Source organism: Streptomyces sp. P5F9 (assembly GCF_057961495.1).
In genome coordinates, this window is sequence record NZ_JBXVPZ010000150.1 from 1 (window position 1) to 20,572 (window position 20,572).

Annotated in this window: 21 protein-coding genes and 1 tRNA gene; 6 read left to right on the forward strand and 16 right to left on the reverse strand. The window is 69.4% G+C overall.

Annotation, left to right across the window (positions count from 1 at the left end; genetic code table 11):
• Positions 1 to 54 precede the first annotated feature (54 nt).
• The 14 genes from AC31A1_RS23645 to AC31A1_RS23710 form a co-directional block, all read right to left on the reverse strand.
• Positions 55 to 210: a hypothetical protein gene (locus AC31A1_RS23645; RefSeq protein WP_489655232.1), complete on the reverse strand. Its 156-nt coding sequence runs from the start codon at positions 208 to 210 to the stop codon at positions 55 to 57.
• A gap of 15 nt (positions 211 to 225) precedes the next feature.
• Complete coding sequence (locus AC31A1_RS23650) at positions 226 to 414, reverse strand: mobile element transfer protein (protein WP_489655233.1); 189 nt, start codon at positions 412 to 414, stop codon at positions 226 to 228.
• A gap of 19 nt (positions 415 to 433) precedes the next feature.
• A complete protein-coding gene (locus AC31A1_RS23655) occupies positions 434 to 1,087 on the reverse strand; it encodes a DUF2637 domain-containing protein (protein ID WP_489655234.1) in 654 nt (217 codons plus the stop codon).
• 76 nt (positions 1,088 to 1,163) lie between these two features.
• Positions 1,164 to 1,337, reverse strand: a complete 174-nt coding sequence (locus tag AC31A1_RS23660) for a hypothetical protein (protein WP_489655235.1) — start codon at positions 1,335 to 1,337, stop codon at positions 1,164 to 1,166.
• 86 nt (positions 1,338 to 1,423) lie between these two features.
• On the reverse strand, positions 1,424 to 2,746 hold the full coding sequence (locus tag AC31A1_RS23665; protein WP_489655236.1) for an FtsK/SpoIIIE domain-containing protein: 1,323 nt from the start codon (positions 2,744 to 2,746) through the stop codon (positions 1,424 to 1,426).
• A 2-nt stretch (positions 2,747 to 2,748) separates the two neighbouring features.
• Complete coding sequence (locus tag AC31A1_RS23670; RefSeq protein ID WP_489655237.1) at positions 2,749 to 3,081, reverse strand: SCO3933 family regulatory protein; 333 nt, start codon at positions 3,079 to 3,081, stop codon at positions 2,749 to 2,751.
• Positions 3,082 to 3,246: 165 nt separating this feature from the next.
• Positions 3,247 to 4,017, reverse strand: coding sequence for a GntR family transcriptional regulator (locus AC31A1_RS23675; RefSeq protein WP_489655238.1), 771 nt, complete (start codon positions 4,015 to 4,017; stop codon positions 3,247 to 3,249).
• A gap of 55 nt (positions 4,018 to 4,072) precedes the next feature.
• Entirely contained in the window at positions 4,073 to 4,492 is a 420-nt protein-coding gene (locus AC31A1_RS23680; RefSeq protein WP_489655239.1) for a TIGR03668 family PPOX class F420-dependent oxidoreductase, read from the reverse strand.
• A 51-nt stretch (positions 4,493 to 4,543) separates the two neighbouring features.
• The gene (locus AC31A1_RS23685; protein ID WP_489655240.1) at positions 4,544 to 5,335 is read right to left on the reverse strand and encodes a nuclease-related domain-containing protein; all 792 of its coding nucleotides are present in this window, start codon (positions 5,333 to 5,335) and stop codon (positions 4,544 to 4,546) included.
• 1,119 nt (positions 5,336 to 6,454) lie between these two features.
• A tRNA-Ser gene (locus tag AC31A1_RS23690) sits at positions 6,455 to 6,541 on the reverse strand.
• A gap of 94 nt (positions 6,542 to 6,635) precedes the next feature.
• A complete protein-coding gene (locus tag AC31A1_RS23695) occupies positions 6,636 to 7,520 on the reverse strand; it encodes a GNAT family N-acetyltransferase (RefSeq protein WP_489655241.1) in 885 nt (294 codons plus the stop codon).
• A 111-nt stretch (positions 7,521 to 7,631) separates the two neighbouring features.
• Entirely contained in the window at positions 7,632 to 8,591 is a 960-nt protein-coding gene (locus AC31A1_RS23700) for a CU044_5270 family protein (protein ID WP_489655242.1), read from the reverse strand.
• Positions 8,584 to 9,201 (reverse strand): RNA polymerase sigma factor, encoded by a 618-nt coding sequence (locus AC31A1_RS23705; protein WP_405972915.1) that lies wholly within the window; start codon positions 9,199 to 9,201, stop codon positions 8,584 to 8,586. The genes AC31A1_RS23700 and AC31A1_RS23705 overlap by 8 nt, the downstream gene beginning before the upstream one ends.
• A gap of 287 nt (positions 9,202 to 9,488) precedes the next feature.
• A complete protein-coding gene (locus AC31A1_RS23710) occupies positions 9,489 to 11,018 on the reverse strand; it encodes a S1C family serine protease (RefSeq protein ID WP_489655243.1) in 1,530 nt (509 codons plus the stop codon).
• 258 nt (positions 11,019 to 11,276) lie between these two features.
• Here AC31A1_RS23710 and AC31A1_RS23715 point away from each other — a divergent pair, with 258 nt between their 5' ends.
• From AC31A1_RS23715 to AC31A1_RS23725, 3 genes are all read left to right on the forward strand, one after another.
• A complete protein-coding gene (locus AC31A1_RS23715; protein ID WP_489655244.1) occupies positions 11,277 to 12,122 on the forward strand; it encodes a glycerophosphodiester phosphodiesterase in 846 nt (281 codons plus the stop codon).
• Between the two features lie 218 nt (positions 12,123 to 12,340).
• Positions 12,341 to 12,892, forward strand: a complete 552-nt coding sequence (locus AC31A1_RS23720) for an ATP-binding protein (protein ID WP_489655245.1) — start codon at positions 12,341 to 12,343, stop codon at positions 12,890 to 12,892.
• 177 nt (positions 12,893 to 13,069) lie between these two features.
• The gene (locus AC31A1_RS23725; protein WP_393750354.1) at positions 13,070 to 14,035 is read left to right on the forward strand and encodes a DUF5926 family protein; all 966 of its coding nucleotides are present in this window, start codon (positions 13,070 to 13,072) and stop codon (positions 14,033 to 14,035) included.
• A 244-nt stretch (positions 14,036 to 14,279) separates the two neighbouring features.
• Here AC31A1_RS23725 and AC31A1_RS23730 read toward each other — a convergent pair whose 3' ends face one another.
• On the reverse strand, positions 14,280 to 14,855 hold the full coding sequence (locus AC31A1_RS23730) for a hypothetical protein (RefSeq protein WP_489655246.1): 576 nt from the start codon (positions 14,853 to 14,855) through the stop codon (positions 14,280 to 14,282).
• 56 nt (positions 14,856 to 14,911) lie between these two features.
• Entirely contained in the window at positions 14,912 to 15,577 is a 666-nt protein-coding gene (locus AC31A1_RS23735; protein ID WP_026150092.1) for a bifunctional DNA primase/polymerase, read from the reverse strand.
• 462 nt (positions 15,578 to 16,039) lie between these two features.
• Here AC31A1_RS23735 and AC31A1_RS23740 point away from each other — a divergent pair, with 462 nt between their 5' ends.
• The 3 genes from AC31A1_RS23740 to pdxR form a co-directional block, all read left to right on the forward strand.
• Positions 16,040 to 17,593, forward strand: coding sequence for a PP2C family protein-serine/threonine phosphatase (locus AC31A1_RS23740; RefSeq protein WP_489655249.1), 1,554 nt, complete (start codon positions 16,040 to 16,042; stop codon positions 17,591 to 17,593).
• 93 nt (positions 17,594 to 17,686) lie between these two features.
• Entirely contained in the window at positions 17,687 to 19,153 is a 1,467-nt protein-coding gene (locus tag AC31A1_RS23745) for an aminopeptidase P family protein (protein WP_489655247.1), read from the forward strand.
• 129 nt (positions 19,154 to 19,282) lie between these two features.
• On the forward strand, positions 19,283 to 20,572 hold a 1,290-nt coding region (gene pdxR / locus AC31A1_RS23750; RefSeq protein ID WP_489655248.1), incomplete at its 3' end, for a MocR-like pyridoxine biosynthesis transcription factor PdxR.

The window sequence follows — 20,572 nt, forward strand, 5'->3', positions numbered from 1 at the left end:
GTCCTGCGGGGGGTACTTCGGGGTGAACACGATTGATCTCCCTTCGGGTCGGGCTTACTTGAGGACCGTGGCGATGGCGGGAGCGAGGACGCTGCCGGCGATGAGGTAGCCGCCGAGCAGGAGCACGATCACCAGCCACACGGGCGGGCGGATGAGCTTGATGCCGAGCCATCCGACGATGAGCAGGGCGAACCAGAGCGGAACAGCCATGACGTGATCTCCCTTTCAGGCCGTGCAGCGGTGGGTGTGGGCGGCGAGTTCGGCGGCGGCTCGGTCGTGGTAGTCGCTGGAGAAGCCGCAGTCCGGCGCGGTGCAGGCGGCGGCGTGCTTCTCGCGGCCCCGGTCGTCGTTGTAGGTGGCGACCTGGACGGGGCCGATACGGATCACGTGACGGAAGCGGCGGTACGCGGTCACGGGTCAACTTCCTTTCTTCTCAGGTGAGTTGGAGTTGTGCGGCGATCGCGGCGGTCATCGGTGCGGGCAGTTGGAGCCGGGTCGACAGCACGTCGGCGGGCATCGGAGATCCGGTCGAGACCCGGTGGGCTTCGGCGATCTTCCGGGCGTGGTCGAGGAGCGCGACCGGAACCACGGGCGCGGGAGCCGCAGGCGGCTGGGGTGCGGCGGTGAGTTCCGGTGCCGGGTCGACCGCAGGGGCGGGCTCGTCGGTGCGGTGCATCTCGACTTCCGGCGCGGCCACTTCGTCCACAGGCTGTGGAGCGGGCGCGGTGGTGGGTGAGTGGACCAGGAGGGTGCCGCCCAGAAAGGCGAGGGCGGGCCAGCCGGCGACGAGGATGCGCAGCCAGGCCGGAACGTGGTCGAGGTCGAGGAGTCCGGCGGTGGCGACGTTCGCGCCGAGTGAGGCGGACAGGGCGATCACGAACCAGGTCCAGGCCGCGCGGTCGCGGCGGGCGGTGCGCAGTCGGCGCCAGGCGGCGACCATCAGCAGGTCAACCGAGACCGGATAGGCCCAGGCCTTCCAGCCGGACTGGTGGGCCGCTTCGGCGAGGTCGTGAAGGTGGGCGAACGAGAGGGCGCCGGCGATGACGGCTTGGATCAGGACGGCGTCCAGACGGACCGAGCGGGCCATGAACGGCACCTCCCTTCAGGTGAGTTGGGCCAGGAGCGGGCGGGGAAGCGATCTCCGGCCGCCCGACCCCGGCAGGTCATTCGGCGGGGGCTTCGCCGCTGCCCAGGCAGTTGAGGCAGAGGCCGGTTTGCTGGCCGACCGCGCGGCGCTTGCGGCCGACGTGGACGGTGCGGGAGACCTCTCCGGTGCCGTGGCAGACGGGGCAGTCCTTCGCGTCGGTCTCGCGGGCGGCGGTGTCGGGAGTGGTCATGAGCGGCGATCTCCTTCCGGTTTTCGGCATGGCTCGGGTAGGGAGTTGGCGTGAGGCGGTCACGCCGACCGATGGAGCACAGGGGATCAGGGCTTGATCAGCAGCGGGGTGCTGACGAGCGGCGAGGACGCGGCCGGGGCGAAGGGCCGAAGGAACGGCAGGTCGGGCACCAGGTGCTCGAAGTCCCGGCAGACAGCGGCGACCTCGTCGCGGGAGACCTCGGGCGTACGGATCAGGGACCAGCCGCCATCCGCATCGGTGGCCACGGCCGTACCGGGGCGGCTCGCGGGGATGGCGCAGGCGACAGGAACCGCAGCCGGAGCGACATCCTTCAGCCCCATCTCGGCCGTCTCCTTGTCGTTGACGCGGTGCACGACCCGCCCGGTGAGCTGAGCGCGCAGCATGGTTGCGCCCTTGCCGAGGTCGGAGCCGAAGCGCTGACCACAGATCTCCAGGTAGATGCCGACCGAACGGGCCATCTGCGCCAGCCGGATCAGCGCCGTGACGATCCGCGTACGGCGGTCCTCGTCTTCCTTGCGGGAGATCAGGAAGAGTTCGGCGATCTCGTCGACCAGGACCACGACCGGTGCCGGCCGCAGGTCGTCGGGCAGTTGCCAGATGTCCGAGACGCCGTACAGGTGCAGCAGGTCGAAGCGGTCTTCCATCTCCGTGACCAGCACATCCGCCAGCGAGGCGGCATCGTCCGGGGTGGTCGCCAGGGCCGACAGCCGGGGCGCGAACACGGACTGTTCCACCCCGCGCTTGCAGTCCATGCCCACCAAGGCCACGGGCAGTTGAGCCAGCCCCTTGATCAGGTTGCGCTGATACGTGGACTTCCCCGAGCTGTTCGCACCCAACGTGAGCGCCATGGGCACGTTGCGGTAGTCCCGCTCGAACACGGTCCCGTCGTCCCGCAGCGCCACCGGCACCACCAGGTCACGGGGCTGTGCCTTGCGCGGCATCCGCACCCGACGCAACACGTCGTACCCGGTCATCCGCAGTTCCACGAACCCCGGCTTGATCACCGCCACCCGCACCGCGTGCACACCCCAGGCATGCCGCAGCCGCTCCGTGGAGGCGATCACGTCAGCAGGCTCCAGGCCGGCCGGAAGACGCAGGGTCACCCGCAGTCCGGTCATGGTGCCCCGAACCCGGCGGATCTTCGGCGGAACCGGCTGGACCTGCCGGCGGGCGACGTTGCGGGCCATGAACGCCCGCAGGCCGGAGGGCTGGACCGTCAGCCCGCACACGTCCATGGTCGAGCGGTACGTCACCGTGAACCGGCCCCACGTGGCGGGCAGACCGACCAGCGACCAGTACGCGCGAGGAGCGCGGTACTTCGCGTAGCCGAGACCGCCGACGCCGGCTATGGCGCCCGTGGTCTCCAGCCACATCGTCGCGTCGGTCATGATCAGGCCCCCAGCGGGGTGACCGCGACCGCGCGGAACGAGATCCCGTGGCGCTTCTGGCCGTTGAACTCGTTCTCCCAGTCACGCGCCTTCAGCCCGGTCACGATCACCGGCATGCCCGGGGCGAGTCCCTCCGGAAGCCCGGTCTCGGGAACGGTCACCTGGTAGAGGTTGCCCTCCCCCTCATCCGAGACCAGCAGGCCCACGGTCGACAGCCCCGCGTTCGTCTCCCGGTCCACGGCCCGCTCACCGGTCTTCTTGTTGACCATCTTCGGCTCCGGCGCGGTGGCCACGAACACGACAGCGGTCGAAACGTCGATCTTGAACGACGGCATGCGTCACTCCCTGGTACGGCGGAAGAGTCCAAGCTCTTCGCTCACGGCAGCTTGTATATCCAAGCCGTGTCATCACCGTAGGACTCCCAACTTGGATATGCAAGTGGGTAGTTAAAAAAAAGAGGGCCCGAAGGCCCTCTAGGTGAGACTGCGCAGGCCGACATGTCAGGGGACGTCGATCACGTACCGGAAGACGTGTCGATCACACGGAACGCGTGAATCGAGCACTTCGACCACCTGACCTGCGGCGGTGTGTGCGGTCCGGAAGACGCGAGCCAGGGGCACGCCCGGCGGGATACTCAGCGTGTCGATCTCAGTTGGACTCGGCATGCCGATCTCAAGGTCTTCGACGAACTGGACGATCCGCTGCTTCACCGGCCCCTGGGGATCTTCGATCAGCCGACTCACGCCCCCGCGAATCCGACGCGGCTCTTCGACCTCCGTGCCGCCGAACAGCGCGGCGGGGTAGTACCCGTCAACGAGCTGCATGGGTGCGTCGTTCACGAAGAACGCGCGCCGGCGGACGATGACGGATGTGCCCTCTTCCACCCCGAGTCGTGACGCGATTTCGGGGGGAGCCGGCAGTGTCCGAACCTCCAGGATTCGTTGCTCGGGACGAAGGCCTTGGGCGGCGGCTTCGGCGTTGAAGTTGCTGACGCCGGTCTGCCGACGCTCCCTGAAGTTCGCCCCCGTGGTGAGCATCTGGACGTTTGGACGGGGGCGAACGAACACCCCGCGCCCCTGTTCGCTGATCAGCAAGCCGTCAGCTTTGAGCAGTGCCAGGGCCTTGCGTACCGTGACGCGTGTCGTGTCGTACTGATCCTTGAGTTCGTTCTCTGAGCGCAGCTTCTCGCCCGGAGGCAGGTCTCCGGAAAGGATCAATGCGCGAAGCTCATCCGCAATCCTCCTGTACGTAGGAAGATCTTTCTCGGACATCTAGGTCACCTCAACTTGGCTATGCAAGCTAGCTTACGTGACCGCACTGACAGAGTCACTTGGTGAACGCCCACCCGCTCCAGCGTTCGACGCGGACGATCACGACGGGTCCTTGTGGGGGGTGATCGCGGTACTGCTCATATTTGTCTTGCAGCAGTTCAACGGCCTTTAGCCGATCGTCGCCGTTGTCCCAGACTTCCGCTTGACCGTCGCCTCTTGACCACCAGAGCGTGGACCAGTCGGGGGCGTAGTGATCCACGAGGACCGCCACGTGCGGATTCTCTCGAATGTTCCTGAGCCGCCGAAGGTTCCATGAGGTCTTGGGCTTGTGATCAATCGCGAAGAACACGGCATCGTCACTGATCGCAAACGTGATCGGTACGACGTGGGGGACACCGTCGGCACCAGCAGTCGCCAGGCGGGCGACCGGCGACGAAGCGAACCTTGTACGAGCGTCAGCAGAAGCAAGCTTCATATGGTCACCGTATCCAGCCGGGCGGACGAAGGCAGGGCCCGTTCAGCTCGATCACGAGCTGAGCCAGGTTCGACGATCGCGAGCGACGCCATAGACGAACTCGATCTCCTCCGGCCCGAGTACCCCTATTTGTCGCCGGAATGACGAGATCTCTCGATCCTTGATCACTTTGACATCACCCAGGGACTGGGCTATCACGACGTTGGCGGCAGAAACGAAGACCAGCACCGGAGCCACCTTCACTGGGAAGCCGCAAGCTCTGGTCAGCACCGCTGACGCCCTATTGCCCTCATGGCGACTGTTACGGACGTACGGGTGCCCTCGACCGCCGTTCACCTTCACCGCGCTGTCGCCGACCCAAACGCGGGCGTTGCGGAAGTACTTGGTGTTCAGGCAGAAGACGCCACCGGGTCCGATCAGTAAATGATCGATGTCTGCCCCGCTCGGGAGAGGTATGGAGTGGAGCGGATGCCAGCCCCGCCTTTTGAGCCGATCAAGCTTGGCGCCGGCGATCCGTTCCCCAACAACTCCCTTCCGCCAGGAATCGCTGTCGTCGTTCTGACGCCACAGGCGCATCACCTGCCTGCTCAACCAGGTTGGTGCACCCTCCAGTTGAGGAAGTAGGGAGTCACCGGGTCGGTTCACGGCGAGATCGTCGGTCAGAGACAGGGGAGGAAGACCAGCCGTTGAAGGCAGCGCGGCAGAAGCATCACGGGCCGAGGGGCTCACTAGATGGGGCGCCAGGACATCCAATACTTGATCTCGGTACGACGCCTGAAGCACCTTGAGATGCCCGGACTTGCAGTCGTACCAGGCAACAGTGTCGCCTCCCTCGGTGGTCACGTAGAGCCGATCGTGCCCATGGCGCTTCCACCGCTTGACCACTAAGCCAGGCATTCCCACCCCCGCCGACGACGCCGCATCACCGTGATGGGACCAACTCCCGCGCCAAACGGCAAGAAGGCATCCGGTCATCAACTCGCGGACTGTCCAGGGTTGTTACAGGTTTCTCTACCTCATCAAGTGCCCGCGCAGGCGCGGGCTGGCCCCTGGGCTCCGGCCCCTCTGCGCCTTCGGCGCCGGGGCCAAGCCCTGGGGCCGCAGCAAGTTACGGCCCCGAGTAGAGACCTGAACATGCAGTTGCCACGGTCACGACCATGCCTCCGGCGGGGGATCAGCCGGCACCGGGATGGAGGGGCACCGTACGCGGCTGCGGGCCCGTAGGGGTGTGCGTGGGGTGCTTCCATCCCGACCACCATCGACCCAGGCAGAGCCGAGCAGACGAGGCCCCTGGCGTCCAGGTCGTTCGTACAGTGGCGCGCTCCACCTGGACGCCAGGGACCACGCCCGCTCCACGGTGTGTGGGTCGACGGCGGACGGGATGGAAGCTGGGGCGAGTGGTGGGTCTCGGTGGGTGCTATGTGCCGGTATTACCGACTATTAGTCGATTGCGAGGTATGCGCCTAGGCCTGTGCCGGGTGCGTGAGTCGGTTGGTTTCACGTGAAACATCGACCTGTCCCAACTACCTTACAGGTAGGGCGTGTTGAGGAAGAATCAATCCTCGTCATCCGACGAAGAGCCCCGTCGCACGGAGAACACCAGGACCCCAACCAGCGCCAGGATGACCAGGACCACGACCAGTCCCCAGATTCCTGACACCCAACCTGCGCTGGCGTGGCGCTTGAGAGGCGACAAGCCGCCGGGCCCAACAGCGAAGAACTCACGCCCCGCATCCCCCAGATTCATGGGCGCAGCGTATTGCCGCCTACGATCCAAGGCTAGGGGAACGGATCGACCGGGAGGCCAGGACGGAACCTGTCACCCGGCCTTTATCAAGAGCGCGTGGCGTGCCCCTGGCGTGCCCGTTCGGTCGGGAAACAGCGGGGAGCCGCGATCGCTGGCAGACAATGCTCACGAGAACGGCCCCCGACCGATTTACCTGGTCAGGGGCCGTTCACCTGCGGTGGGTGTGGGATTTGAACCCACGGTCACATCGCTGCGACGACGGTTTTCAAGACCGTTCCCTTAGGCCGCTCGGGCAACCCACCTGCGCAGCCGCCCACCAGGGACGGAGCGGGTACAGCGTACCGGCACCGGGCGGTTCGCGGGTGGCGTGGCACCGCTTGGGGCCGTCCAGCGCAGCTACTCCCGCGCCGCCCCCAGGAAGTCGTACCCGACAAAGTCCCCGACCGGAACGAACCCGATGCGCTGGTAGAGGGCGGAGCTGGTGGTGTTGGCCGGGTCGGCGAAAAGGACGACGTCTGTCGCGCCAGCGGCTAGTGCGGCTCTGCTCACCTCGACCGTCACGGCGCCCGCGTAGCCACGGGCCCTGAGGTGGGCCGGGGTGTAGACGGGGTCGATCCGGACCATGTCGGCGGTCATCGAGGTCACGGCCGCCATGGAGGTAGGGATGCCGTCAGGGGTCTCCCAGAACGTGAAGTGTCTGTCGCCGAAGCGCGAGGTGGCCCAGCCGCCGGCGTCGATGGCGTCTATGGAGACGGTCTCTCCGACGTCGACGCAGAACTCACGGCACCAGCGCACGACTTGGTCGCGGTCCTGCTCGCCCGCGACTCGGCCCCGGCCCTCCGGGGTCGGTTCCGGTGGGGTGAGCGTGCCGAGACGGTGGAGACGGGCACCCCAGCTGCGTACCGACGTCGCACCCGTGTGCCGCTGCCAGGCCTCGGCGAACGTGGTGGCGGTGTCGTGGTCCGAGATGACCCCTGGGAGGGAGTGGCCGAGGCCGGCCAGGTGGGCGGCGAGGGTGTCGGCCTGCTCGGGGGAGAGGGCGGTGGGGTTCAGGTTGCGGTGGGAGTTGACTCGGTAGAAGGCGGCCTGGATCTCCCCTCCTCGCTCCAGAAGGCCGAACACGGGGGCCTCGGTGCCGTGGTGGGCCGACCCTTGCTTTCGTATCTTCTCGATCGCCGTCAGCATCTGGGTGTGGGGGGTGGCGCGTGACTGCAGGAACTCTCCGGCTCGGGCCAGGAAGTCGTCGACGTCGTCGGTGAGGTGCCAGTCGTCCAGTCGCATGGTTCATGATTTCCCGTGCCGTCGGCGTGTGTCCGTGTTTTGCTCAACGACCCTCGACACGTGCCCAGTTGACCCCCGTCGTCGACCAGCACCTCACCTCACCTCACATCGCTACGGCCGCTGCATCACCCGGTCCACCACAGCGCTCGCCGCGATGTACGACCACTGCTCGTACCTCGTCCCGCCCGCCGTGCGCCGGTCGTGCATGCCGAGGTACCGGTACGTCTTCGCGTCGAAGACCAGGACCGGTCCGCCGTGTGCCCAGGGGGTTCCGGCGGGTCCCACGTACTGGATGCCGATGCCCGCGCGGCCGTCCGCGTCCTTCTGGTGGGGCAGGACCTTGATGCCGGGGACGGCGGCCAGCGCCTCGTAGGCCGCGGAGCGCAGCCCCTTCGGCAGGACGGGGGCGCGGAGCAGACCGGAGACGAAGACCTGGGTCATCGGCCAGTCGGCGGCCCTCATCGGCTTGCTGTAGTCCGGCTTTCCGCCCATGTCCCGCAAGGTGATCACCAACTTGCGCGGATCGGTGGGCAGTTGCTCAAGCTCGGTCCACTTGGTCGGCGGCCAGGTGCCCTGGCCCGGAACGAACACCGGGACCCACTGCTTGTGGCCCAGTTCGCTGACGTAGGACTTCTTGGAGCCGTCGACCGAGTTCCAGCTCTCGTCGACGTACGTCCGGGTCCGGCCGCCCCCGGTCGGAGTCTCCTTGATGATCTCCTTGGTGTAGATGAACTGGTCGTCGCGCGGGGCGATCGGCTTCTCCAGGCGGCGTTCCTCGGCCGCCGCGCCGTGCAGCACGGTGGTCGCGCTCACCGGCTGGGTGCGGGGGGAGGAGTCGTCGTCCGCGGCGATCACCACAGTCGTCGCCACCGCCGCGGCCGCGACGCCCGCCACCGCCATCCGCAGCACCGGACGGCGCCGTACGGCCGCGGGAGCGGGGGCGAGGGTGGTGGGCGTGAGCATCGCCCGGTGGAGGCGGAAAAGGGCACGCGCGCGTGCGGCGTCCGTGAGCGGGGGCGTGTCCGCGTCCCACTCCCTCAGGAACTGGAGTTCGTTCCTCGGTTCACTCATCGTCGGATTCCTCTCGGAAGGCTGTCGGATCGGATCCGCCCAATGCGTCGCGAAGTTTTCTGCGAGCCCTGTGCAGCCGTGACCGGACCGTCCCCACCGGTACCTCCAGGGCGCGGGCAACCTCCTCGTAGCCGAGGTCGGCCCAGGCGACCAGCAGCAGCACGTCCCGGTGCCTGGCGGGCAACCGGGCCATCGCCAGGGCCAGTTCGCCCCGTACGGCCTGTGCGCTGACCCGTGCGGCCACCCGGTCGGCGACCGGGTCCTCGGAACCGTCGGCGCGGGCGGCGGACGGCAGCCGGCCGATCGCCTTCAGCCGTCGGGCCTCGGCGCGCCGGTGCCGGCCTATGAGGTTGGTCGCGATGCCGAACAACCACGGGCGGGCGTCGGCCAGTTCCGTGTTGTACCGGAAGCGCTGCTGGAACGCGGTGGTGAACGTCTCCGCCATCAGGTCCTCGGCGACCTCCGTACCGAGCCGACGCGCCGCGTAACGGTGCACCGAGTCGGCGTGGCGGTCGAAGAGCACGGCGAATGCCTCGGGCTCGTCCCACGACCGTTCGATCACCGAGGCGTCACTGTCCTGCCCCACCCTGACGCCTGGTCCGACGGTCATCGGGGCTCCTCTCGTCCATGCGAACACGCTGATGAAGATTGGGCTTTCACCCGTACTTCGCCGCAGGGAGGAATCCAGTTCCCGAATCGGGGTCCACGCGTCGAGGTCCCCGAGTCGGGTTCAGCCGCATGCACACGCGCGTGGAGGGCGAAAAACGACCGGCCCAGACGACCAGCCCGAGCAATCGGCCCGAACGACCAGCCCGAGCAATCGGCCGGAAAACGGTCGGGCCGGGCAAGGATTCCCTTGCCCGGCCCGCCGGTTGAGCGTCTTCGTCTGGCGCTGTGTCAGCTGTCGCCGACCCTCGACCCCAGGGTCAGGTCGGTCGTGTGCTCCGTACCGCCGCGCTTGTACGTGATCTTGACCTTGTCGCCCGGCTTGTGGGTCCAGATCTCGCCGATGAGTGTCGGGCCGCTGTCGATCACCGAGTCGTCGAGCTTGGTGATGACGTCGCCGGCCTTGAGGCCCGCCTTGGCCGCGGGGCCGCCGGCCTCCACCGAGGAGGAGCCGCTGACGCCCTCGGCGGTGATCGTCGCTCCGGAGGTGCTGTCCTCCAGGGAGACGGAGGCGCCGATCTTGGCGTACACCGGCTTGCCGGTCTTGATCAGCTGCTGGGCGACGTACTTCGCCTGGTTGATCGGGATGGCGAAGCCCAGGCCGATCGAACCGGACTGGCTGGTGGAGCCGAGGCCGCCGCTGCTGGTCGACTGGATGGCGGAGTTGATGCCGATGACCGAGCCCTGCGCGTCGAGCAGCGGGCCGCCCGAGTTGCCGGGGTTGATCGAGGCGTCGGTCTGTAGGGCGCTCATGTACGACGCCTTGCTGGTGGAGCTGCCGTCGCTGGAGGCCACCGGGCGGTTCTTGGCGCTGATGATGCCCGTGGTCACCGTGTTGGACAGGCCGAAGGGGGCGCCGATCGCGATGGTCTCGTCGCCGACGGCCACCTTGTCCGAGTCGCCGAGGGCGAGCGGCTTCAGGTTGCTGGGGGCGTTCTTGAGCTTGATGACGGCTACGTCGTAGCCCTGGGCGTGGCCGACGATCTCGGCGTCGTACTTCTTGCCGTCCGGGAAGGTCGCCGTGAGCTTGCCGCCGTCGACCGCGTCGGCGACGACGTGGTTGTTGGTGACGATGTGGCCCTGGGTGTCGAACACGAAGCCCGTGCCCGTGCCGCCCTCGCCGCTGGTGCTCTCGGCCTCGATGGTGACCGTGCTGGGCAGGGACTTGGCGGCCACGCCCGCGATGGTGCCGGCGGCGCGCTTCACGGAGGTGCTGCCGGTGTCGGCGGAGACGGTGGTGGAGTTGGTGTTGTTGTCGTTGTCCTTGGCCAGGGTGTAGCCGATGCCACCGCCCAGGCCGCCGGCGACCAGCGCGGCGATCAGCACGGCGGCGATCAGGCCGCCGCGTCCGCCGCCGGGCTTCTTGGGCGCGGGCTGCTGCTGGTACGGCGTGCCCCAGCCGCCACCGGCACCGGCGCCGTCACCTCCATAACCGTCGCCCCCGTAGCCGCCGACGCCCTCGCCGCCGTACGCGCCCGCGCCCGTACCGCTGTCGGCGTACGACGGGGTGGCCGGCGGCGGGGGCGGCCAGGCGGCGTCGGGAGCCGATCCCGTGCCCTGCGGGGGCGCTCCGGCGTACGCCGGAGCGGGGCCCGCGTGCAGCGTGTCCTGCGGGGCGCCCGGAGGCACCGGCGGGAGCTGCGTGGTGGGCTCGCTCCCCTCGGCCGCGGCCGCCTGCGGGGAAGCTGCGGGAGATTCCACCGGCACAGGAGGTGCAGACGGGGCCGGGGGTACCTCAGTGCCCTCGTTCTCGGTGCTCACAGCTCTTCTCCTCGGTCCACGGCTGTTGTTCTCGGAAGCATGCGGTCACACTCTTCACGCTTGTCGATCGGTCCGGCGCGAAACAGCTGTGCATGTGCTTTTGTATGCCGTCAGCTTTTCCCACCGGCCGTCAGGGCACCATAAGCGGTGCCTGTGGGTTCACGGCGATCCTTTATAAGGTGTCATTCACGCAAAAAAGCCCCATACCTATACGTTCTTGGTTCCCCGTGTACCCCTTCGCGGTGGCACCATGACGCAGTGACCCTCGCACGGCAGCACCGGATCCAAGTCGTCGCCCACCGCGGAGCCTCCGAAGAGGCCCCCGAGCACACCCTGGCCGCGTACAAGAAGGCGATCGAGGACGGTGCGGACGCTCTCGAATGCGATGTACGGCTGACCGCCGACGGCCATCTCGTCTGTGTCCACGACCGCCGTGTCAACCGGACGTCGAACGGGCGCGGGGCGGTATCGGCACTGGAGCTCGCCGACCTGGCCACCCTCGACTTCGGTTCCTGGAAGGGCCGCGACTCCCGGACGACACGGGACGAGGAGCCCGACTGGGAGCACCTTCCGGAGGACCGCGAGGACACCTCCGTGCTCACCCTGGAGCGGCTGCTCGAACTCGTCGCGGACGCGGGCCGGCGCGTGGAGCTGGCCATCGAGACGAAGCATCCGACACGTTGGGCGGGCCAGGTCGAGGAACGGCTGCTGGTGCTCCTGAAGCGCTTCGGTCTGGACGCCCCGGCCTCCGCCGCCGACTCCCCGGTACGGGTCATGAGCTTCTCCGCGCGCTCGCTGCACCGGGTGCGGGCGGCCTCCCCGACACTGCCGACGGTGTACCTGCTGCAGTTCCTCTCGCCCCGCCTGAGGGACGGTCGACTTCCGGCCGGTGTCCGGATCGCGGGCCCCTCGATCCGCATCGTGCGCAATCACCCTGCGTACATCGAGCGGCTGAAAAACGCCGGTCACCAGGTGCACGTGTGGACCGTCAACGAGCCCGAGGACGTCGATCTCTGCGCTGACCTGGGCATTGACGCCATCATCACCAACCGGCCGGGGGCCGTTCTGAGCCAGCTCGGCCGCGGTCAGCGAACAACCTCATAAAGACCGCCAAACACCCCTTGACCCGACCACCTCGCCTGCACCATCCTCCGAACCCGGCCACACCGTCGAAAACAAGCCACTTGATTACAGGGAGTGCACCGGCGCGTTCGGTCCGTGTTCGATCGTTGCGAATGCGTCACTGAACGTGGATTGGCCGGTTTCCGGTACAGGCCAAGGGGGCATCCACACCGTGGCGTGGGGCGAAGGAGGTCTCGGGGGTGGCGTTGGTGGTGGCACAGGAGGTGCCCACGTCGTCGAGCATGGCCGTGTCCCATGGCCCTGCGGGCGTGGGGGAAGCAAGACATCGCATGCGCGATCAGCTGCGCACGGGCGGTGTGTCGGAAGCGGTCATCGACGACGCCGTACTGATCCTCTCCGAACTGCTGAGCAATGCGTGCAAGCACGGCCGGCCCCTGGGCGACGCCCTGGCCGGTGACGGCGACGTCCGGTGCGCCTGGCGCGTGGACACGGGCGGACGGCTCACGGTCGAGGTGACGGACGGCGGCGGCCCGACCCGCCCGGCTCCGGCCACCCCGTCGGTGACGGCCCGCGGCGGACGCGGGCTGAACATCATCACCGCGCTGGCCGACGACTGGGGTGTCCGGGACGACACCCGGGGCGAGGTCACGGTGTGGGTCGTCGTGCAGGACGACGTCCATGATCCGGATGCCGGGCACCGGCGCGAGGACTTCGCTACGCGCGTCACGGCTCCTGCGGTGTCGGCGGTCCCCCGGCTGGAGTTCGCGGACGCGTTCGACGACCTGGACTGACCCGTCGGCCCGTACCTGGCCACGTCGGCCACGTCGGCCACGTCGACTGCGTCGGCTGCGTTGTCCACAGGACGCCGTCCACACCCCGCCGGGTTGTCCACAGGCTCCCGTCGGTCATGGCGTGAACGGCTAGGCTCCCGCCAGTACGAGACGAGCCGTAACCGGGAGACACCCACGATGGCCAAGAAGCGCCCCCAGACCACGGCCAGGCGGCCGCAGCTCAGCGACGGAGAGGTCGCGGTCGTCGGTGCCCGCGAGCCCTGCCCCTGCGGCAGCGGCCGCCGCTACAAGGCCTGCCACGGCCGGGCCGCCGCGCACGCGGTGACCGAGCTGGTGCAGCGCCCCTTCGAGGGGTTGCCCGGCGAGGGCGACTGGGTGGCGCTGCGCGAGCTGGTGCCCGCGGCCACGGTCGCGCTGCCGCTGAAGGGCGGTCTCCCCGAAGGGGTTCCGTCGGTCACGCTCGCCACGGTGCTGCCGATGGCCTGGCCGGCCCTGCGCCGGGACGACGGCTCGGTGCTGCTCGGCCTCCAGAACGACACGGCCTCCGGCGACATCAGCCGCGACCTCGCCGACACCCTCCAGCGCGCGCTGGTCGCCGATCCGGGCACTCCGGTGCAGGCCCGCCGCGCCCCGGCCGAGGGTCCGCGACTCCAGGATCTGCTCGACCCGGAAGGCACGTTCGAGCCAGTTGTGCACCCGGGCTTCGAATTCTGGGTCCCGGAGGCTTCGAGCGCGGCGCCGGAGGTGACCGCCTCCCTGGAGCGCGCCAACGCCGCCGCCATCCCGACCGTGAAGCTCCAGGGCGTGGACGCCGCGTACTGGTGCGAGACCCCGGACAAGAACCATCTGCGCTGGGTCATGCCGTACCCGGAGGAGCAGCTTCTGGACGGTCTCGCCCGGCTGCACGCCGCGGGCCGCTCGGGTCTCGGCGAGGGCACGCGTCTCGTGGGGTCCTTCCGTGCTCACGGGCTGACCGTGCCGGTCTGGGACCTGCCGAGCGGGATGGGCGCGGACGACATCGAGAAGCCGGCCGCCGAGTTCGCCGAGCGCCTCGCCGCCGCTCTGGCCACGGAGGCACCGCTCACCGCGGACGAGCGCCGCGCGCGGGGCGGCCTCACCAACCGGCAGGTCACGCTGAGCTGACACCCGGAATGGGCCAAGGGTTCGACTGAACGACGGTTCAGCCGCAACAGGCCTGTTCACTCGGGTGACTCCTGTCACAACTCCCCGTTGTGAAAGGGAAGTCGGTGTCCGAATAGCCGAGATCGAATTTGCTAACCGCCGATCTCTTGTTACCGTTCGAGTAGCCCGGTTGCTGGTGCATCCCCCGTCGCCAGCAACCGGGTCTTTTCATGCCCGGGTCGCGTGTACGGAACGATGTCGTCCGTCAACTCGCCGTAGGCGCCGAGGAGTTGCTCCCCGAGCGCAGCAACAGCGGCCCGCTCCCGCTCCGCCCCGCGAACTCCGCCACGGCCGTGTAGGCCGCCAGACCGCCCCGTGTCCGTTCCCGGGGTGCCTCGCACAGCGCGGGCTCGTCCTCGGCCGCCACGACGCAGTGCATCTGCACGGTGCGGTCCGCCGGACCCATGAGGCTCAGCACCGCATCCAGGTCGTCGCCGGTCGCGTTCCGGTAGTAGGTGCGCGCCCAGGTGTCCTCACCCTGCGTCATGACACAGGTCTGCGCCTCGATGCCGTCGGGGGAGGAGACCTCGGGTCCGCAACGCGCCGCCGTCGCCAGCCCCAGGCCGAGCGTCAGCGGGGACCGGACGGGCGAGGGCGCGACGGACGGCGCCTTGGCGTCACCCTCGGAAGAGCCGGAGGAGTCGGAGGAATCCGAGGAGTGGACCAGGGACCGTACGACCGCGTGACCCTCGTCGCGTACGGGTCCCGCGGACGCCACGGCCAGCGGCAGCGCGACCGCGCACACCGCGACGCCCGCGAGGGCGAGCAGACGAAGGTTCATGTGTCGGAAGATAACGACCAACTACGGGCGCCATGTCCCGCGCACGCCCGACACCCCTACAACTCGGGCGCGCTCACACCCGTACGAGTGAGGGCCTCGACCACGGCGTCCACCACGGCCTCGACGTCGGGCACCCAGGGCGAGGACGAGCCGGGCAGTGGTGCGCGCTCCCAGCGGATCTGGCCCTGGCCGGTCTCGGAGGGGGGCAGGGCGAGATAGCCGCCCTCGCCGTGGAAGCGGAGCGAGCCGGGGACGTGGTCCTTGGCGTAGAGCAGCTCGCCCAACTGCTCCAGGGAGTACGGCTTGACGAGCAGCGACCAGCGGGTCGGCGCGGCGACGACCGGGCCGAGGCGCATGCCCTGGCGGTCGAGCGCGGCGAGGGCCCGGGAGGCCGCGGGGGCGGGCAGACTGACCGCGCAGGGAGCCTTGTCGCCGGTGGCGAGGACGATCGGGGCGGCGGGCCGGTTGCCCCACCACCAGCGCACCATGCGGGCGTCGGTGGTGGCCGCGAGGAGACCGGGGTCGAAGGGGTGTGCGCCGGGGACCGTGCACTCCGGATCCGGACAGCCGCAGCGCGCCCGCCCTTGAGGATCCGGTGCCACGCCCGGGAGGACGGGCCATTGCCATTCTGTCGCGAAGGTCAGGGCCGCGCTGAGCATCTCAGACCTCCTGTTGTCTCGCCTGGACAGGAGCCTGCGTCGCTTTCCGAGGATCTCGCGCATGAGCGCTCGTTCCTTTCCGTTGCACCGCTGGCAACACCGAGGACCACATCACACCATGTGTCGATCACTTCACTGTGCGTACCTGTTGGCGCATCACACCCCTGCCTTCGGCAAGGGGAACCCGTGCGTGCTTGAAAAGCATGGGCGTGGCGATTGGGGGTGGCGAAGTCTGGCGTTTTGCCGTCCCGCGTAGTTCTCTCCGCCTCCGCCACGGGAGGATGGGGCACGATCGTCGGTGGTTAAGACGCCCGGGTCCTTCACCAGGTTCCGGGTGGCCCCCTGCCACCCCTGGCCTTCTCCGAGTACGTACCCATCACGACCGCTGTGACGCTCCGTCGAGCAAACCCAGTCGACCGCAATGGACCGTCCCCTGATGCAGTTTTAAGCCAACTTTGCCAATCCGCAAGGGGAGAGCGAAACAGCACCCGTAAACCCATGGACACCAGGAATCCCAGCAGGACAATGCTGGACATCCCCTCACGAGTGCGTGTACATGTGGAGACACTGCCAGCGGCGCAGAATGACATGGGGGTTTGCGATGCTTTTGAGCAATACGCACCGGTCGGAAAGCCGGACGCCATGAACGCCCCGCACCCTCCGAAAGTGGCTGGAATCGATTCAACGGTTCCCTCGCCCGCACACACTGTCGCGCCCGCGCCTGCCGCCACCGATACCCCTCCGAGCCCCTCCTCGAACACGCAGAACAAGCCTGATACCGCTCCGAACGCGCCAGGTGCCCAGCTCCAGGACCGGCTCGCCGGCTGGGTGTCCGATCTCACGACCCTCCATGAACTCACGGAGCGGCTGGCACGCACGGACGCACTCGACGAAGCACTCCAGGAGCTGCTGCGCGCCGGAGCCGCCCTGGTGGGCGCCCGCCGCGGACTCGTCGTCCTGGAACCCGGCGACGGTCTGGGCCCCGACACCACCATCGGCCTGGGCCTCGCCCGCGCCGACCTCGGCCACATGGAGACCGTCCCGCGCGGGGCGATGTCGTACGGCCAGCTCCTCGACGGACCGGCCGGCGCTCCCGGGGGCGAGGGCGGCGAGATCGTCCACCCCGACCTGTTCGCCGAGGACGCCCTCGACCCGCGCCACCGCGAGGTCGCCGTACGCCTCGGCTACGCGGCCAGTTACGCGCTCCCCCTGGCGACCGACGCGGCCGGGCGCCTGGGTGCCGCCGTGTGGCTCTACGACGAGCCCGCCGAGCCGGTCGAGCGGCAGCGGCACCTCGTCGGCCTGTACGCCCGGTACGCCACCGAGCACCTCGCCCGCGTCCTCGAAGTCGAGCGCACGCGCGCGTGCATGACGACCATCGCCGAGGAGCTGCTGCCGTCCCGGCTCCCCCGCGTGGCCGGTGTGCAGCTCGCCGCGCTGCACCGCACGGGTCCGCGCGGCGGCGGCGACTGGTACGACGCGCTGCCGCTGCCCGACGCCGCGCTCGGCCTCGCGGTCGGCTCGGTGACCGGCTCCGGGCCCAGTGCGATCGCCGCGATGGGCCGGCTGCGCGCCTCCCTGCGGGCGTACGCGGTGATGGAGGGCGAGGACCCGGTCGCGGTCCTGTCCGACCTCGAACTCCTCCTCAGGCTCACCGAGCCCGCCCGCTCGGCCACCGCCCTGTTCGCCTACTGCGAGCCCGCGCTGCGCAAGATCACCCTCGCCGGCGCCGGACACAGCCCGCCCCTCCTGGTCGGCGAGCGGCGCACGGAGTTCGTGGAGACCTCCGTGTCCGCGCCCCTGGGCATGCTGGCCTGCTGGGAGGCGCCGAGCGTGGAGCTGGAGGCGGAGGCCGGCGAGACGGTGCTGCTCTACACGGACGGGCTGCTGCACCGCACCGGCGACCCCATGGACCGCGCTTTCGCCCGCCTGCACGCGGCGGCCGCGAGCGTCCCGAAGGCGCTGCGCGAGGACCCGGCCGCGATCGCCGACCACGTGCTGCGGACCGTGCTGCCGGACGGCCTCGACACGGCCGACAGCGACGAGGACGTCGTCCTCCTGGCGGCTCGCTTCGAGTAGTCACCGGACAGCCATGTGTAACAGGCCATACGGCCCTGGGCCCCCTTCCGTACGACCGTACGATGGACGGGGTCCAGTGCCGTATCTAGGAGGATGACCGTGGCCGACGAGCTCAACCCGGAGACCCCGGAAAGCGAGCCTGAAGAGCCCATCAAGAAGCGGAAGAACGGTCTGTACCCGGGCGTGTCCGACGAACTCGCAGACAGCATGAAGTCCGGCTGGGCCGACACCGAGCTGCACGACCTGCGGCCCGTCGAGCAGGCCGGGCACACCGCCCGCCGCCGTGCCGCGCTCTCCGCGCGCTTCCCGGGCGAGCGCCTGGTGATCCCCGCGGGCAACCTGAAGACCCGCTCGAACGACACCGAGTACCCCTTCCGGGCGTCGGTCGAGTACGCGTACCTGACGGGCAACCTCACCGAGGACGGCGTCCTCGTCCTGGAGCCCACCACCGAGGGCCACAAGGCGACGATCTACCTCCTGCCGCGCTCCGACCGCGAGAACGGCGAGTTCTGGCTCTCCGGCCAGGGCGAGCTGTGGGTCGGCCGCCGCCACTCCCTCACCGAGGCCGAGCAGCTCTACGGCATCCCCGCCTCCGACGTCCGCGAACTGCCCGCCGCCCTGCGCGAGGCCACCGGCCCCGTGCGCGTGGTCCGCGGCTACGACGCCGGCATCGAGGCCGCGCTGACCGACAAGGTCACCGCCGAGCGCGACGAGGAACTGCGGGTCTTCCTCTCCGAAGCACGCCTGGTCAAGGACGAGTTCGAGGTCGCCGAGCTGCAGAAGGCCGTCGACTCGACGGTCCGCGGCTTCGAGGACGTCGTGCGCGTGCTCGACAAGGCCGAGGCGACGAGCGAGCGCTACATCGAGGGCACGTTCTTCCTCCGCGCACGCGTGGAGGGCAACGACGTCGGCTACGGCTCGATCTGCGCCGCGGGCCCGCACGCCACCACCCTGCACTGGGTGCGCAACGACGGCCCGGTCCGCTCCGGCGACCTGCTCCTCCTGGACGCCGGCGTCGAGACGCACACCCTGTACACGGCCGACATCACCCGCACGCTGCCGATCAACGGCCGCTTCAGCGAGATCCAGAAGAAGGTCTACGACGCCGTGTACGAGGCCCAGGAGGCCGGTATCGCGGCGGTGCAGCCGGGCGGCAAGTACCGCGACTTCCACGACGCGGCACAGCGCGTGCTGGCCGAGAAGATCGTCGAGTGGGGTCTTGTCGAGGGTCCCGTGGAGCGCGTCCTGGAACTGGGCCTCCAGCGCCGCTGGACGCTGCACGGCACGGGTCACATGCTCGGCATGGACGTCCACGACTGCGCCTCCGCGCGGACCGAGACGTACGTCGAGGGCACCCTGGAGCCCGGCATGGTCCTCACGGTGGAGCCCGGCCTGTACTTCCAGGCGGACGACCTCACCGTCCCGGAGGAGTACCGCGGCATCGGCGTCCGCATCGAGGACGACATCCTCGTCACCGAGGACGGCAACCGGAACCTGTCCGACGGCCTGCCCCGCACCTCGGCCGAGGTCGAGAGCTGGATGGCGTCCCTCAAGGGCTGACAGCTGACGACTGCCGACTGATACAAGACTGATGGCCGGGCACACATGCGGTGCCCGGCCATCCGTGTGCCGATCGCATGCCCAGGGGGAGGCTTTTTTCATGAACGCGCCTAGGGGGAGGGCTTTTTCGTGAACGACTTCTGGTCCGGCGTCGGGGTCGACCTGCACCTGGAACCCGATCCCGAGGGAGGCCGCCGGGTCGGTCTCGAACGCGCCCTCCGGGACGCCGTACGGGACGGCCGGCTCGCCCCGGGGACCCGTCTCCCCGCCACCCGCCGGCTCGCCACCGAACTCGGCGTCTCCCGGGGTACCGCGAAGGCCGCCTACGACCAGCTCGTCGCCGAGGGATACCTGACCGCCCGGCAGGGCTCGGGCACCCAGGTCGCGCTGCTGCCCTCCGTGGACGCGGAGGCTCCGGGCGCGGCGGCACGCGCGCGTGTACCCCGTTTCGACCTGCGGCCCGGCAGCCCCGACGTCGGCATGTTCCCGGCGGCGGCCTGGCTGCGCTCGCTGCGCCGCGCGATCGCGACGGCACCCTCCTTGGCGTACGACTACGGGGACCCGCGCGGCCGCGTCGAACTGCGCACCGCGCTCTCGGGGTACCTGGGGCGGGCGCGCGGGGTGATCGCGCCGCCGGAGCGGATCGTGATCACGTCCGGGTACGTGCAGGGACTCGCGCTTCTCACGCGCGTGCTGGACGCGGCGGCGGGGCGCGGTGTCGCCGAGGTCGCCATGGAGGACCCGGGGCTGCCGTTCCACCGGGAGGTGGTGCGGCACAACGGCGGGCGCGTGGTGCCCGTACGGGTCGACGAACGGGGCGCCCGCGCCGAGGACTTGGGGAATGCGGCGGCCGTGGTGGTGACACCGGCCCACCAGTACCCGACCGGCGTCACCCTGCACCCCGAGCGCAGACGGGCCCTGACCGACTGGGCACGCGCGCGTGGCGGGCTGATCGTCGAGGACGACTACGACGGGGAGTTCCGCTACGACCGGCAGCCCGTGGGCGCGCTCCAGGGGATGGCACCGGGCCAGGTCGTGTACCTGGGGACCGCGTCCAAGACGCTCGGGCCCGCGCTGCGGCTCGGCTGGATGGTGCTGCCGCCGCACCTGGTCGACGCGGTCGCCGACGCCAAGCTGCACAGCGACCACCACACCGAGACCATCGGCCAGTTGGCACTCGCCGAACTGATCGACAGCCACGCCTACGACCGTCACGTGCGCGCGTGCCGACTGCGGTACCGGCGCCGCCGCGACCAGCTCCTCGGCCGGCTGGGGACGCACGCAAACGTTTACGGCATCGCGGCGGGACTGCACGCACTGGTGGAGGTCGCCGACGAGGAGGCGGTGCTCGCGCGGGCCGAGAGGGAGGGGCTCGCGGTGGGACGGCTCGGGGAGCACTGGCATGCGGCGGACGAGGGC